The sequence below is a fragment of the Neobacillus sp. 19 genome, assembly GCF_049463095.1.
Classification (GTDB): Bacteria; Bacillota; Bacilli; order Bacillales; family Cytobacillaceae; genus Neobacillus.
On sequence record NZ_JBMPZU010000052.1, the window covers coordinates 91,887 to 106,534 of the forward strand.

General features: G+C 42.1%; 14 protein-coding genes. 1 reads left to right on the forward strand and 13 read right to left on the reverse strand.

Features of this window, described 5'->3' with window-relative positions; genetic code table 11:
- Positions 1-12: 12 nt before the first annotated feature.
- On the reverse strand, positions 13-1,563 hold the full coding sequence (locus tag ACO1D1_RS16570; RefSeq protein ID WP_149870893.1) for an acyl-CoA carboxylase subunit beta: 1,551 nt from the start codon (positions 1,561-1,563) through the stop codon (positions 13-15).
- Positions 1,564-1,572: 9 nt separating this feature from the next.
- Positions 1,573-1,977: a methylmalonyl-CoA epimerase gene (gene mce / locus ACO1D1_RS16575; protein ID WP_423336493.1), complete on the reverse strand. Its 405-nt coding sequence runs from the start codon at positions 1,975-1,977 to the stop codon at positions 1,573-1,575.
- Positions 1,978-2,136: 159 nt separating this feature from the next.
- Between mce and prli42 the strand changes: the two genes are divergently transcribed.
- Positions 2,137-2,232 (forward strand): stressosome-associated protein Prli42, encoded by a 96-nt coding sequence (gene prli42, locus ACO1D1_RS16580; protein WP_150136693.1) that lies wholly within the window; start codon positions 2,137-2,139, stop codon positions 2,230-2,232.
- Between the two features lie 49 nt (positions 2,233-2,281).
- Here prli42 and ACO1D1_RS16585 read toward each other — a convergent pair whose 3' ends face one another.
- The 11 genes from ACO1D1_RS16585 to ACO1D1_RS16635 all read right to left on the reverse strand — a co-directional run bounded on the left by ACO1D1_RS16585 (position 2,282) and on the right by ACO1D1_RS16635 (position 14,627).
- Positions 2,282-2,794 carry a L,D-transpeptidase gene (locus tag ACO1D1_RS16585; RefSeq protein ID WP_423336494.1) on the reverse strand — a complete coding sequence of 171 codons (513 nt, stop codon included), beginning with the start codon at positions 2,792-2,794 and terminating at the stop codon, positions 2,282-2,284.
- Positions 2,795-2,898: 104 nt separating this feature from the next.
- Positions 2,899-3,621, reverse strand: a complete 723-nt coding sequence (locus ACO1D1_RS16590) for an amino acid ABC transporter ATP-binding protein (RefSeq protein ID WP_149870896.1) — start codon at positions 3,619-3,621, stop codon at positions 2,899-2,901.
- Entirely contained in the window at positions 3,614-4,273 is a 660-nt protein-coding gene (locus tag ACO1D1_RS16595; RefSeq protein ID WP_149870897.1) for an amino acid ABC transporter permease, read from the reverse strand. The genes ACO1D1_RS16590 and ACO1D1_RS16595 overlap by 8 nt, the downstream gene beginning before the upstream one ends.
- Positions 4,274-4,336: 63 nt before the next feature.
- Positions 4,337-5,119 (reverse strand): transporter substrate-binding domain-containing protein, encoded by a 783-nt coding sequence (locus ACO1D1_RS16600; RefSeq protein ID WP_423336495.1) that lies wholly within the window; start codon positions 5,117-5,119, stop codon positions 4,337-4,339.
- Between the two features lie 234 nt (positions 5,120-5,353).
- Positions 5,354-5,791 (reverse strand): BrxA/BrxB family bacilliredoxin, encoded by a 438-nt coding sequence (locus ACO1D1_RS16605; RefSeq protein ID WP_149870899.1) that lies wholly within the window; start codon positions 5,789-5,791, stop codon positions 5,354-5,356.
- 94 nt (positions 5,792-5,885) lie between these two features.
- Positions 5,886-7,004, reverse strand: a complete 1,119-nt coding sequence (meaB, locus tag ACO1D1_RS16610) for a methylmalonyl Co-A mutase-associated GTPase MeaB (protein WP_423336496.1) — start codon at positions 7,002-7,004, stop codon at positions 5,886-5,888.
- A complete protein-coding gene (gene scpA / locus ACO1D1_RS16615) occupies positions 7,005-9,146 on the reverse strand; it encodes a methylmalonyl-CoA mutase (RefSeq protein ID WP_423336512.1) in 2,142 nt (713 codons plus the stop codon).
- A gap of 37 nt (positions 9,147-9,183) precedes the next feature.
- Entirely contained in the window at positions 9,184-11,049 is a 1,866-nt protein-coding gene (locus tag ACO1D1_RS16620) for a methylmalonyl-CoA mutase subunit beta (protein WP_423336497.1), read from the reverse strand.
- A 146-nt stretch (positions 11,050-11,195) separates the two neighbouring features.
- Positions 11,196-12,494 (reverse strand): dihydrolipoamide acetyltransferase family protein, encoded by a 1,299-nt coding sequence (locus tag ACO1D1_RS16625; protein WP_423336498.1) that lies wholly within the window; start codon positions 12,492-12,494, stop codon positions 11,196-11,198.
- A gap of 141 nt (positions 12,495-12,635) precedes the next feature.
- Positions 12,636-13,619 carry an alpha-ketoacid dehydrogenase subunit beta gene (locus tag ACO1D1_RS16630; protein ID WP_423336499.1) on the reverse strand — a complete coding sequence of 328 codons (984 nt, stop codon included), beginning with the start codon at positions 13,617-13,619 and terminating at the stop codon, positions 12,636-12,638.
- A gap of 12 nt (positions 13,620-13,631) precedes the next feature.
- Complete coding sequence (locus ACO1D1_RS16635; RefSeq protein WP_423336500.1) at positions 13,632-14,627, reverse strand: thiamine pyrophosphate-dependent dehydrogenase E1 component subunit alpha; 996 nt, start codon at positions 14,625-14,627, stop codon at positions 13,632-13,634.
- Positions 14,628-14,648: the final 21 nt, after the last annotated feature.

A 14,648-nucleotide genomic window follows, 5' to 3' on the forward strand; every position in this document is an offset into this window, starting at 1 on the left:
TGATGAGCAACATTAAAGCGGGATATTTCCATGTTTTTTGTAGGGTCTGGATTCTTTTTTATTCCGCAGCATTTCCAACGCTTGAATCATTTTAATTCGCGTTTCCCGTGGATCGATGACATCATCGACCATGCCTCTGCTTGCCGCCACATATGGATTAGCAAACTTTTCGCGGTATTCATCAATTTTCTGTTGTCTTGTCAGTTCCGGATTTTCACTATTATTAATCTCTTTGGCGAAGATAATATTAGCTGCCCCCTGAGGCCCCATAACGGCAATTTCCGCGTTTGGCCAGGCAAACACTAAGTCAGCACCAATCGACTTACTATTTAACGCCACATAGGCACCACCGTAGGCCTTTCTTAAAATAACCGTCAGCTTCGGCACGGTAGCTTCTGAATAAGCAAATAGAATCTTTGCTCCGTGGCGGATGATTCCCCCATGCTCCTGTTTAACCCCCGGGAAAAAGCCGGTCACATCTTCAAACGTAATGATAGGGATATTAAAAGAATCGCAGGTTCGAATAAACCGTGCTGCTTTATCGGATGAATCAATATCCAATCCGCCTGCCATGACCTTCGGCTGATTGCATACAAGTCCAACTGTTTCGCCTTTGATTCTTGCAAACCCAACGACAATATTTTTTGCAAAGTCCTTTTGAATCTCCATAAAGGAGTCAGCATCGGCAACTTGCTCAATGACTTTCCGGACATCATAAGGCCTTACCGCATCAAATGGAATCACATCGGTTAAATCCGGACGATAATCGTTTTCATCCTCCACTTTCAGTGCAGGCGTCTTTTCTTCATTGTTTTGCGGCAGATAGCTTAATAGTCGGCGGACATTTTCAAGCACTTCCGCTTCTGATTCTGCTTGGAAATGGGCATTGCCGCTAATAGAGTTATGAACATTTGCCCCGCCAAGATCCTCCGCAGAAATTTTCTCGCCTGTTACCGTTTCGATTACTTTCGGACCAGTTATGAACATTTGGCTCGTTTTTTCGACCATAAACACAAAATCAGTAATCGCAGGTGAATAGACAGCACCACCGGCACAAGGTCCCATAATGACGGAGATTTGTGGAATCACACCGGAATAAATCGCATTTCGATAAAAAATATGTCCGTACCCATCAAGGGAAACCACACCCTCTTGAATCCGTGCCCCGCCGGAATCATTCAGACCAACAAATGGCGTCCCATTTTTCGCTGCTAAATCCATGACATTGGCTATTTTTTTTGCATGCATTTCCCCTAATGCCCCGCCAAAAACAGTAAAGTCTTGCGAAAATAGATAAATGGGCCGGCCATTTACTTTCCCATACCCTGTTACTACACCGTCGCCAGGACCCTTTAACTCATCAAGGCCGAAATCATTTGTCCGGTGCTCTATAAACGGATTCAATTCGACAAACGTACCGTTATCTACTAACAGCTCGATTCTTTCTCTTGCCGTCAGTTTTCCCTTATCATGCTGTTTCTCAATTCGCTCGTCACCGCCGCCAAGTTCAACTTCTCTGCGCTTATCATATAATTCATTTATTTTTTCATAGATGTCAATCATCTTACCCCTTCATCCTTTCTTCTCACAAAGCTCGAATAAAACACCTGCTGCTGATTTTGGATGCAGGAAGGCGATATCTGCCCCTCCTGCACCGGGCCTTGGTTTTTCATCAATCATGCGGATTCCGTTTTCTTTCATTTCGGCAATTCTGTCTTCAATTGAGGTAACACCAAGTGCTACGTGATGGATTCCCTCACCACGTTTTTCGATAAATGCAGCAATTGAACTTTCCGCCGATGTTGCCTCTAATAGTTCCAGTTTCGTTTCACCTGCCTGCAAGAAAGCAACTTTGACCTTTTGGCTCTCAACCTCTTCAATTCCTAAAAGCGATAAGTTTAACACTTCCGTATAAAAAGGAAGCGTATTCTCAAGAGACTTCACAGCAATTCCAATATGGTCGACCTTTTTAATCATGTATACCCCTCTGTTCCATTATTAAAATTTATTCGACAATTATGGTATTCGGTAAAAAGTTCATAAATCCTTCCCAAAATTGCTAAGTAGTTCCGTTGTCCATTTGAGTTTTTCGCTGTACAATAGAATGAAAGCCTAAATGATAGGGAGGTTCTATTTTTGAAAAATAAGAAAACTAGAAAATTAATTGTTTATTTAATGCTTTTTGCCATGCTTGCCTCAACTCTCCTCATCGGAATCGGGTCATTACTGTAATAAACATATATAAAGGGACTGCTCACTTTTTTGTGCAGTCCCTTTTCCTTTATTCAATTGCACCATTTTCTTGCGCTAACTTCTCAAACGACTTTTTTGATGAAACAACTAATATTTTTGTCCCTAAGGGGATTAGAGGAAATAGTGAGGAAATGACCTCGTTTTGGCTGCGAATGCAGCCTTGAGAGACATATTTTCCAATTGTAGCAGGCTGATTTGTTCCATGAATGCCATAAGTCCTGCCGTCCGTATCCTTTGCATCAAAGCCAATCCATCTGGGCCCAAGCGGATTCTTTGGGTCTCCTCCGGGAATGTTTCCTCTTCGATAATAGGGCTCTTTTGCTTTAACAGTAATCGTAAACAGACCTTCCGGGGTCAGCTCCTGCGTTTTGCCTGTTCCAACACTTATGACCGTTTGGACTTTATTTTCATTTATAAAAGCCAGTTCATTTTTCGTTTTATTGACAATCACAAAAGGGTCACCTGGCATAGGATTTGGCCCTAACGGCCAAATGGGAGAAATAAAAAAAGCAATTAGGATCGGTGATAGGATTTTTATCATTGGAGCCACCTTCCTTTTTTTCCATAGTTTGCAACAAACAATTCGTGATTATTCTTTTAAGTAAAAGAAAAAAGATGATCCAATTAGGACCATCTTTTGCGTCATTATAGCATTTTTTGCAAGAAATCCTGGGCACGCTGGCTCTTTGGGTTAGCAAAGAATTCGTTTGGTGGAGCATCTTCTACAAGGACCCCTCCATCAAGAAAAAGAACTCGGTCAGCCACTTCCCTGGCAAAGCCCATTTCATGTGTCACTATGGCCATTGTCATCCCGGTATGGGCAAGTGATTTCATTACCTCTAACACCTCTTTGACCATTTCAGGATCAAGAGCCGATGTCGGCTCATCGAAAAGCATAACCTCAGGCTCCATCGCTAATGCCCGGGCAATTGCCACCCGCTGCTTTTGCCCGCCAGACAATCTGGTTGGAAATTCATTCGCTTTTTCCGATAACCCTACTTGCTCTAATAGCCCAAAAGCAATTTTTTCTGCTTGATCCTTTGACAGCCCTTTAACCTTAATCGGTGCATAGGTAAGATTTTGCAAAACTGTTTTATGCGGAAATAAATGAAAATGTTGAAACACCATGCCGACATTTTGCCGTACCTTCATGATGTTCGTTTTTTTATCGGTAACATCTTGCTTTCCTACCCAAATCTTCCCATTTGATGGTTCTTCGAGTAAGTTTAAACAGCGAAGAAAGGTAGACTTTCCGGATCCTGATGGGCCGATGATTGCGACTACTTCCCCTGTTTCAATAGAGGTCGTAATGCCTTTTAACACTTCAAGTTTTCCATAATTCTTGTATAAATTCTCTACCTTAATCACTGCGTCTCATTCTCCCTTCAAGTGCTTTCCCTAAGAAGGTCAAGGTAATAACCATTAAATAATAAATGAATCCGGCAATTAATAGTGGCTCAAAGAAAGAATAATTATCTGCCCCTACCTGATAAGACCGGCGCATGATGTCCATTACTCCAATTGATGTAACAATCGCTGATTCTTTTGTAAGTGAAATAAATTCATTCATTAAAGCTGGAAGAATATTTTTTAATGCCTGTGGAAGAATGATATCCCACATCATTTTTCCGTATGGTACACCTAACGCCATTGCTGCTTCCTGCTGACCTTTATCAACCGCCAGAATTCCAGCGCGAATAATTTCCGAGATATAGGCACCAGAATTTAGACCGAAAGATAATATGGCCGCTGTATATGGCTCAATTTGATAACCCAATACTTGTGGCGATCCATAATAGATTAACATTAATTGCAGAATCAATGGTGTTCCCCGAAAAATCGACGTATACACATTTGCAAACCAGTTTAAGATTTTTATCTTGCTTATTTTAAATAATGATAAAATAGTTCCAAGTACAAACCCCAATACCCCTGCAATGATTACAATTTGAAGGGTAACTAAAATACCTTTTAATATATACGGCATGGAGGGAATGAATGGAGCAAAGTCTAAATTCATTCATCATCTGTCCTCTCTATCAAAAATGGAGAGACGTTCATTTTGAACGTCTCCAGGCAAATCTTATTGTTCCCCTCCGAACCATTTTACAATCAATTCTTGTAGTTCGCCATTTTCTTTCATTTTCTTTAATTCCTTGTTGAACTTCTCTGTTAAATCGCTATTCTTCGGAAACGCAATTGCCGATCCCGCTTCATCCGGGTCATCACTGATTGCAAAACCATTCAATTCCTGTTCTTTTTCCAAAAAACCTTTTGCCACAGTATCTTCAATAATAGCAGCGTCCAAACGGCCTGATTTTAATTCTTGGATAAGATCTGGAATACGGTCGCGGTTTTCAATCTTAATTGGAACTTGTTTATTAATTTCATCTGCCTTACCTTCTTGAATCGATCCTAGTTGTACCCCGACTGTTTTACCTTTCAAATCTTCTAATGTTTCAATTCCACTGTCTTTTTTCGAAATAATTAAGTGCGAGGCTGTATAATAAATATCACTGAAATCAACGTTTTTCTTTCTTTTCTCAGTTGGTGACATTCCGGCTAAAACAAAATCTGCTTGTCCTGATTTAAGCGATTGAACTAATCCGCTGAAATCCATATCCTTAACTTTCACTTCATATCCAAGCTTTTTGGCTAGCGCATTTGCTAAATCGACATCGAAACCGATAATATCATCACTTTTTCCTGTTTCCACGTATTCGAATGGCGGATAGTCAGCAGACGTAGCCATGACTAACACCTTTTTATCTCCGCTTTTCTTGTTCGCTTTTTCACCTGTACCACATGCTGCGAGTAAACCCACCATCATGATCATTGTTGCAACTATAACAAGTGCCTTTTTCATTTGCTTTCCCCCTATAATTTATCTGAAAATTCTACACATTAGTTCTAACCATTTCATGCACCATTTTCAAGATTAATAGTTTTGTTTTTCTAATAATTATTCAATGTAATGAATTTTAACACAAACTAATAATTATGCAAATATATTTTTAAAAATTCGTTTTAATTTTTTTACAGTAATTTTTTCCAAAAAAATAGGGTTAATCTCTGTATTGAGATTAACCCATAAGATTCCCTAAAACTCTTCGCAATATTCATCAAATTCCTTTTGCAGTCTAGAAACGACCATCGCAGGATCGAAGCCTTCAATTTGATGTCTTTCTACCATTGAACAAATCTTTCCGTCCTTTAATAGGGCAAAAGAAGGTGAGGATGGCGGATAGCCAGTGAAATAGCTCCGTGCTGTTTCCGTTGCTTCCTTATCCTGTCCTGCGAATACAGTTACAAGGTGATCAGGGCGTTTATCGTAATGAACCGCATGTGCTGCCGCTGGTCTAGCCACACCGCCGGCACAGCCACAAACCGAATTGATCATGACTAAGGTTGTTCCCTTTTGTGTTAATGCTTCTTCTACATCAGCAGATGTTTTTAGTTCTTTATATCCAGCTGACACGATTTCTTGACGTGCCTGGTTAACCACATCATTCATGAAAAAGTTGAAATCCATGCTCATAAAAAATCTCTCCTTCAATGTTTTGTGCATAATTACATCATAACAGTAAAAATACGTTTTTTCCAATCTGAAAAACCAGCCGACAACGGAGGGCTCATTCTTTTAAAAAGGTTTTGAATAACGTTTCTACAGCAGTCGCTACAGTGGTTTCTCCTGCAATAACCTCATTTTCTAATTTGGGTAATTCATTTTTAACACCGGTATGATGATAAAAATAAAATTGTAACTGGTCGCTAATCATTGAATAAAGCCATTCTCGGGCTTGAATTTTTCGCCTATTGTCAAACACCCCTGTGCTTTTTCCGGTTTGTTCAAACGATTGAATAATTTCCCAGATTTCACTGATTCCTTCATGCGTCATAGACGAACATGTATATGCCTTTGTTGCCCATCCTTTTGTGGCCGGCTGCAGGAAATGGAGAATTCGATTATATTCTTTTCTTGTCTGCTCTGCTTTAAGTTTGTTTTCACCGTCTGCTTTATGAATGAGGATGGCGTCGGCCAATTCCATAATTCCTTTTTTCATTCCCTGCAGCTCATCACCTGCGCCAGTCAGCACAAGAAGCATGAAAAAGTCAACCATATCGCGAATAATAACCTCACTTTGGCCAACCCCAACCGTTTCAATTAAAATGACGTCGAAGCCAGCAGCTTCACAAAGCAACATCGCTTCCCGCGTTTTTCGATGAACGCCGCCAAGCTTTCCAGCTGTTGGGGAAGGGCGGATAAAGGCACTTTTGTTTCTTGACAGTTGTTCCATTCGTGTTTTATCGCCAAGAATACTGCCGCCGCTAATACTGGAGCTTGGATCAATAGCTAACACGGCTACTTGGTGTCCCAAACTGCACAGGTAGGTGCCAAACGCCTCAATAAAGGTACTTTTGCCAGCACCAGGGACACCGGTAATACCAATCCGAATCGCTTTTCCACTGTTCGGCAGTAGTTTTTGCAGCAGCTGCTGTGCTTTTTGAAAATGCTGTTCAGCATTGCTTTCCACTAACGTAATCGCCCGGGCCAGGATACTTCGATCTCCGTTGATCACCCCTTTATAAAGCTCATCAACTGCGAGCTCGGAGGATTTGCGTTTTTGAAAGCGGATATTTTTCTGAAGGGCACCTGCTTTCCCCTCAAGTTCCCGCCCCTTCCTAACAATACTTGAACAGCTATCAGGGTTATTCGGGTCGCTCCATTCCGGTTTATGATCGGTATTCATTTATTGTTCCACTTCCTCATAACCGAGCCGCTTATAAATTTCCTTGATGACTTTCTGGGCCGCCACAGGGATAATGGTTCCCGGACCGAAAATAGCTGCAGCTCCATGATCATATAAAAATTGATAATCCTGTGCTGGAATGACCCCGCCGATGACCACTAAAATATCTTCTCGTCCTAATTTTTTTAATTCTTCCCCAAGCTGCGGCAATAATGTTTTATGCCCAGCAGCAAGTGAGCTCATTCCAATCACATGGACGTCATTTTCAACAGCCTGCATGGCCGTTTCTTCTGGTGTCTGAAACAATGGACTGATATCAACATCAAACCCAAGGTCTGCGAAGGCTGTAGCAATCACTTTTGCCCCTCGGTCATGGCCGTCCTGTCCCATTTTCGCAATGAGTATCCTTGGACGTCTTCCTTCATTCTCAAGAAATTCATCAGTCATATTTTTTACTTCTACTATTTCTTCCTCATTGCTAAATGCGGTACTGTAGACACCGCTAATGGAACGGATGATTGCTTTATGTCTGCTGGCAACAAGTTCAACTGCATCGGAAATTTCCCCAAGTGTTGCCCTTACTCTTGCCGCCTTTACAGCCAATTCTAATAAGTTTTGTTCCCCTGTTTCCGCCGCTTTTGTCAAAGCGTTAAGTGTCTCTTTTACTTTTTCGTCATCTCGTCCGGCCTTTAAGGCATTTAATTTTTCAATTTGTTTTAACCGGACAGCAGTATTATCGATGTCCAAAATATCAATTGCCTCTTCTTTTTCAAGGCGATAGCGGTTGACACCAATGATCGTTTCCTTTCCGGAATCGATTTGCGCCTGCCTTCTAGCTGCAGCCTCTTCGATTCTCATCTTCGGCAGACCGGTTTCAATCGCTTTTGCCATGCCCCCAAGACCTTCAATCTCTTCAATATGTGTCCATGCTCGATTAACCAGTTCATCGGTCAGCTTTTCTACATAATAAGAGCCCGCCCATGGGTCGATTACGTTTGTAATTCCCGTTTCTTCTTGTAAAAATAACTGCGTGTTACGGGCGATTCGTGCCGAGAAGTCAGTTGGCAGGGCAATCGCTTCATCCAAGGCATTGGTATGCAGCGATTGGGTATGGCCCATTGCTGCCGCATGTGCCTCGATCAGCGTTCTCGTAACATTGTTAAACGGATCCTGCTCCGTCAAGCTCCAGCCGGATGTTTGGGAATGTGTACGAAGTGCCAGCGATTTTTCGTTCTTTGGCTGAAATGACTGCATCATTTTTGCCCAAATCAAGCGCGCCGCCCGCATTTTAGCGACTTCCATAAAGTAATTCATCCCAATCGCCCAGAAAAAGGACAATCTCGGGGCAAAAGAATCAATCTCAATTCCCGCTTTAAGTCCCGTCCTGACATACTCTAAGCCATCGGCAAGTGTATAAGCCAATTCTAAATCAGCAGGCGCCCCCGCTTCTTGCATGTGATAGCCGGAAATACTAATACTATTGAATTTTGGCATATACTTGGATGTGTATTCAAAAATGTCTGCAATTATTTTCATTGACATTTCAGGAGGGTAGATATACGTATTTCGCACCATATATTCTTTTAAAATATCATTTTGGATGGTTCCTGATAATTTTTCTTGACTCACACCTTGTTCCTCAGCAGTCACAATAAAGAAGGCCAGGATTGGCAAAACAGCACCGTTCATTGTCATCGAAACAGACATTTGATCTAGAGGAATACCGTCAAAGAGTGTCTTCATATCAAGAATCGAGTCGATCGCTACACCCGCTTTCCCGACATCCCCCATCACACGTGGGTGATCGGAGTCGTAACCGCGGTGGGTGGCTAAATCGAAGGCTACCGATAATCCCTTTTGGCCCATCGCCAGATTACGGCGGTAAAAGGCATTGCTTTCCTCAGCCGTTGAAAATCCTGCATACTGTCTTACCGTCCATGGACGGTTCACATACATCGTTGGATACGGTCCTCGTGTAAATGGAGGGAGCCCGGGAAGATCATCAAGATGTTCAAGTCCTGCCCGGTCTTCTTTTGTATAAAGCGGTTTTAAAGAAATTTGTTCATTTGTTTCAAACAATAAATCATCAAAGGAATGATCAATTTCCTGGTTCACTTTTTCTAGCCATTCGTCCTTTGTCATGTACGGCTGCCCATCAAATAAGGATTTGTTTTGAAAATCAGGCTTTTGTTTCTTCAATAGTATTCACCTCCAGCTTGCTCAGGATTGTCAGCAGCGTTTCATAACAATTGCTTTTCATATGGATAAATTGAATAATCCCCTCATCCAGCCATCGGGCTTGTTTTTCTTTATCCGGGAGGCCAGCAAGATAAATATTCCGCTCAGGAAAATCGGCCCTAAATGCCTCTAAGATTTCATGACCGATGGTTTCATATTGTTCATTCGTTCCGCAAAGACAAAGGTGTTTACTAGTTTGATCTGAAACAAATTGCCGGGCATCATCGATTGAAAAAATAGATTTACTTTCCACCGCTTGGATCCCGCCGGCAGCAAGAAATCCCTTCATAAAATCAAGTCTTGCTTTATATTGTTTTAATTCACCAAGACAAATCAATCCCAGAGTGGGCTTGAAACCCAAGTTTTCTTCAAGTTCCTTTGCCTTTTTTCTCAATTGTTCATATGGTTTGGCCAGTCTTCTGTTGATGACGGCTTCAATTTTTTCTCCATCTGTTATGGAGGACTTTTCCTTAGTTAGCGGCCGAAGCGGTACGGTTTCATCTAAATTTGCATAGACATTTGTGCCGACAATACTCTGCTTTCTTGTTTGGATGTCCATATTTCTTTTTTCATACACAGCCGCTATTTCCTGCTGGAGCCAATTCGATTTCAAGGCTTCAATCATACCGCCATTGGCTTCGATTTGTTGAAAGAATTCCCATGCTTTTTCAGCCAGTTGATTGGTTAATTCTTCTACATACCAAGACCCTCCGGCTGGGTCCGTCACTGTCTTCAGATGTGCTTCTTCTTTTAAAAGGAGCTGGATATTTCTAGCGATCCTTTCAGAAAATGGCGAGCAGCCTGTAAGACTATTAAATGGTTCAATATGGAGATATTGGACTCCGCCAATGACAGACGCAAAGGCTTCATTCCCAGCTCGAAGCAGGTTTACATGCGGATCATGGACCGTTTTCGTAAAGGAAGATGTTTCAGCAGCGATCACCATTCCACGTACTTCATCGTTCATATCATACAGTCCAGTAATTCGGTTCCAAAGTACCCGCGCTGCCCGCAACTTAGCAATCTCGGTGAAATAATTGCTCCCAATCGAGAACTGGAAGACCATTTCCGATAGAATTTCTTCCAGTTCCATCCCGGTCTCCTGAAGCCTTTCAAGATAATTTACACCTGTTGCCATGGCAATCCCGAGCTCTTGAACAGCATTTGCCCCGCCATTATGATATGGGACGGTATCGATTAAGATGGTGCGTAAGTTAGGGTATTTCCCGCTTGATTGAAGAATGTTGTTTCCCCATTTAGTGAAATATTCTTCAGAAATAACCCCTGTTTCAGAAAATAGGGCAATTGGATCGGAACCAATATATCCGCTGAATTGGTTTGGCTGATCCAATCCACTTGCTGCTGCAAGAAATGCCGATTGAAATTCTTTGGTGTTGATAGCAAATGGAAAGTGCCGATAAGATTCCGCAAGTATATTTATAAGACTCTCTCTTGAATCAAACAATTCCTTCTTCACTTCAAATGAGATTGCAGATTGTCCTTTATCGAATGATTGAAGGAGTTTCTCCTGCAATTCTTCAGGAGTTTGATAAGAAATACGCTGTGCAATCTTCCACTCGTTTGTCCGATATCCAAGCGGCGAAATCCCTCTTCTAAAATCCGAACCACCTGGAAATTCCGGAACAGTCCGTTGATCCTGCTGAGTATAAAGCGGTTTCAAAACAATGTTTTCATATGTAGTTGTTTTTAGTGATTCAGTTGTTTTTCCTTTCAGTGACTTATCTGCCTTTTCCTTCCATTCATCGTTAGATTTTAAAGAAAAAGATTGATTTTTTATTTGTTCCAAACCCTTCTCCCCCTTTCGTTTCCTAATTGAATGTAAATTCAATCAATTTATCTATATTCTATTTTATGGTACAAACCCAATTCAAGCAATGAAAACCATTAATCAGGCAACAAAACAACCGCTGCACCAATCGCAGCGGTTGCTTTTTAATAAATGGATGTAGTTGTTTTCGATGTACTTTCTAAGATTTCCTTCACTCTTGTTAAGAATCGACCGCAAACGAGTCCGTCTAGTACTCTGTGGTCAAGGGACATACATAGGTTCACCATGTCACGAACAGCAATCATGCCATTGTTCATAACCACTGGTCGTTTGACAATGGATTCCACTTGCAAAATTGCAGCCTGAGGGTAATTGATGATTCCCATAGATTGTACAGAGCCGAAAGATCCCGTATTGTTAACTGTAAAGGTACCTCCCTGCATATCTTCTGATCGAAGCTTTCCGGTTCTTACCTTTACCGCAAGTTCGGAGATTTCACGGGCAATGCCTTTAATCGTTTTCTCATCCGCATTCTTTATAACAGGAACAAAAAGAGCATCATCCGTAGCAACCGCAATTGAAATATTAATATCCTTTTTTTGGATGATTTTATCTCCCGCCCACATCGAATTAATCTGCGGGAATTCTTTTAATGCCTGCGCAACTGCCTTCACAAAGAAAGCGAAGAACGTTAAGTTAAAGCCTTCTTTTTTCTTGAATTCATCTTTAAGAGCGTTTCGATAATCAACCAAGTTGGTTGCATCTACTTCAATCATTGTCCAAGCGTGAGGAGCTTCATGCTTACTTCGCAACATATTTGCGGCAATTGCCTTGCGGACTCCTGTAACCGGAATCTCAATGTCACCTGCTGCAACTGGAATATTTACTGCAGGAGCCGAAGCTTGCTGACTAGATACAGGCTGTGCTGTATCCGGTTTAACTGCATGCACTGGAGCTTGTTCTTTCGGCAATTCCGCCTTTGGACCAGCAACAGGGATATTTCCAGATTCAATTAATTTCAGTAAGTCTTTTCTAGTAATCCGTCCGCCGGCACCGGTGCCTGATACCTGATTTAAATCTATACCATGCTCCTGAGAAATTTTCAGAACGGCAGGTGAAAATCGAGCCTTGTTACCTTTATCTGCTTGAACTTCCTCCACAGCAACACTGGACGATTCCTTTTGTTCATTGCTAGCAGCCTTGGATTCCACGGCAGTACCGCCATCCACCTCAATCGTACAAATGATCTCACCAACCGCTAATGTATCGCCTTCACCGGCAATTAGCTCTTTTATTACACCTGTAAAGGAGGATGGCACTTCTGCATTTACTTTATCTGTCATAACCTCTGCCAGAGGGTCATATTTATTAACTTTATCCCCGACAGAAACCAACCATTTACTGATTGTTCCTTCAGTTACACTTTCCCCTAGTTGAGGCATTTTAATTTGTTCAACTGCCACTATTTCCAAACCTCCTATTGTCCAGCTCCGGCGCCTAGCCCCTCGAGTCGCTTCGGTCCTGCCAATGAAGTTAAAGAACAACTTCACTGTCAGGCCCGCAAGCAGCTGTCGGGGCTGAACAAGTCGCCTCCGCTTTTCGTTTTAGTACTCCGCGAGCTCGCGCATTGCTATTTCGACCTTATCTGGATTGACCATAAAGAATTTTTCCATCGTTGGCGCATATGGCATTGCCGGTACATCCGGTCCAGCAAGACGCTTAATCGGTGCATCTAACTCAAATAAGCAATTCTCAGCAATAATCGCAGACACTTCACTCATGATACTGCCTTCTTTTGTATCCTCTGTAACGAGCAGGACTTTACCTGTTTTCGAGGCAGCTTCAATAATTGCTTCTTTATCAAGTGGATAAACGGTTCGCAAATCAAGAATATGTGCAGAAATTCCGTCCTTGGCCAATTTTTCTGCTGCTTGCAGGGCAAAATGAACACAAAGTCCATAAGTGATAACGGTAAGATCGTCACCTTCCCGCTTAACATCAGCTTTGCCGATTGGCAATGTATAATCTTCGGTTGGTACCTCCCCTTTTATTAATCGGTAGGCACGCTTATGTTCGAAAAATAAAACAGGATCATTGTCGCGAATCGCTGCTTTTAATAGTCCTTTTACATCATAAGGCGTAGACGGCATAACAATCTTCAAGCCTGGCTGGTTAGCAAATACTGCTTCAACTGATTGAGAATGATACAGAGCCCCATGCACACCGCCTCCGTACGGAGCCCGTATAACCATTGGACAATTCCAGTCGTTATTGGAACGGTAGCGTATTTTAGCTGCTTCCGAGATAATCTGATTGACGGCGGGCATAATAAAATCGGCAAATTGCATTTCAGCAATCGGACGCATACCATACATCGCTGCGCCGATTCCGACACCAGCAATCGCAGATTCTGCGAGTGGCGTATCAATGACTCTCTCTTCGCCAAATTGTTCATACAAGCCTTGAGTGGCTTTAAAAACACCGCCTTTTACTCCAACATCTTCACCCAGAACAAAAACCTTTGAATCTCGCTCCATTTCTTCACGAATGGCCATTGTTACTGCATCAATATAAGAAATTACTGCCATGTCACGTCCCCCTTACATGTCCCCATAAACATATTTCAATGCATCCTCTGGTGCAGCATAAGGAGCATTCTCGGCATAATCCGTGGCTTCATTAACCATTTTCATTACACGGTCATTGATTTCTTTTTCCAGTTCATCATTCATGACGCCTGTTTCTTTTAAATATGCGCCAAAAGTTATGATAGGATCTTTTGTTTTTGCCTTAGCCACTTCATCTGGCGCACGGTATGATCGGTCATCATCATCAGATGAGTGTGGTGTTAAACGATAGGATATCGTTTCAATGAGAGTAGGACCATCACCGCGACGTCCACGATCTACTGCGTCCTTCACTGCTTTGTACACCTCGAGCGGGTCATTGCCATCAACTGTAAAACCAGGCATACCGTAGCCGATTGCACGATCAGATACCTTTTCACAACCTAACTGTTTTTCAATTGGGACGGAAATTGCGTATTTATTATTTTCACACATAAAGATGACCGGAAGCTTATGAACACCGGCAAAGTTTGCTCCTTCATGGAAATCTCCCTGATTAGAAGAACCCTCACCAAAGGTTACAAAGGTCACCAGGTCTTTTCGTTCCATTTTTCCGGCAAGTGCAACCCCTACTGCATGGGGAACTTGAGTGGTAACCGGCGATGAACCTGTAACTATGCGATTTTTCTTTTGACCAAAGTGCCCCGGCATTTGCCGTCCGCCTGAATTTGGATCCTCAGCTTTAGCAAAGCCTGACAGCATCAATTCCTTTGGTGTCATCCCAAATGTTAACACCACGCCCATGTCACGATAATATGGCAGTACATAATCTTTTTCTTTATCTAACGCAAAAGCTGCTCCCACCTGCGCTGCCTCTTGACCTTGACATGAAATAACGAAGGGTATTTTACCAGCACGGTTTAATAACCACATCCGCTCATCTATTCTGCGAGCCAAAAGCATCGTTTCATACATTTCTAACACTTTGTCGTCGCTCAAACCTAAAGCTTCATGACGTTTTTCTGCCATTTATTTCTAACCTCCCGAATG

Excerpts from the sequence above, each read along its gene's own strand:
- ACO1D1_RS16570 (WP_149870893.1), bottom strand. The coding sequence starts at position 1,563 with ATGATTGACATCTATGAAAAAATAAATGAATTATATGATAAGCGCAGA.
- mce (WP_423336493.1), bottom strand. The coding sequence starts at position 1,977 with ATGATTAAAAAGGTCGACCATATTGGAATTGCTGTGAAGTCTCTTGAG.
- ACO1D1_RS16585 (WP_423336494.1), bottom strand. The coding sequence starts at position 2,794 with ATGATAAAAATCCTATCACCGATCCTAATTGCTTTTTTTATTTCTCCC.
- ACO1D1_RS16595 (WP_149870897.1), bottom strand. The coding sequence starts at position 4,273 with ATGAATTTAGACTTTGCTCCATTCATTCCCTCCATGCCGTATATATTA.
- ACO1D1_RS16600 (WP_423336495.1), bottom strand. The coding sequence starts at position 5,119 with ATGAAAAAGGCACTTGTTATAGTTGCAACAATGATCATGATGGTGGGT.
- ACO1D1_RS16605 (WP_149870899.1), bottom strand. The coding sequence starts at position 5,791 with ATGAGCATGGATTTCAACTTTTTCATGAATGATGTGGTTAACCAGGCA.
- meaB (WP_423336496.1), bottom strand. The coding sequence starts at position 7,004 with ATGAATACCGATCATAAACCGGAATGGAGCGACCCGAATAACCCTGAT.
- scpA (WP_423336512.1), bottom strand. The coding sequence starts at position 9,146 with ATGACAAAGGACGAATGGCTAGAAAAAGTGAACCAGGAAATTGATCAT.
- ACO1D1_RS16630 (WP_423336499.1), bottom strand. The coding sequence starts at position 13,619 with ATGGCAGTAATTTCTTATATTGATGCAGTAACAATGGCCATTCGTGAA.
- ACO1D1_RS16635 (WP_423336500.1), bottom strand. The coding sequence starts at position 14,627 with ATGGCAGAAAAACGTCATGAAGCTTTAGGTTTGAGCGACGACAAAGTG.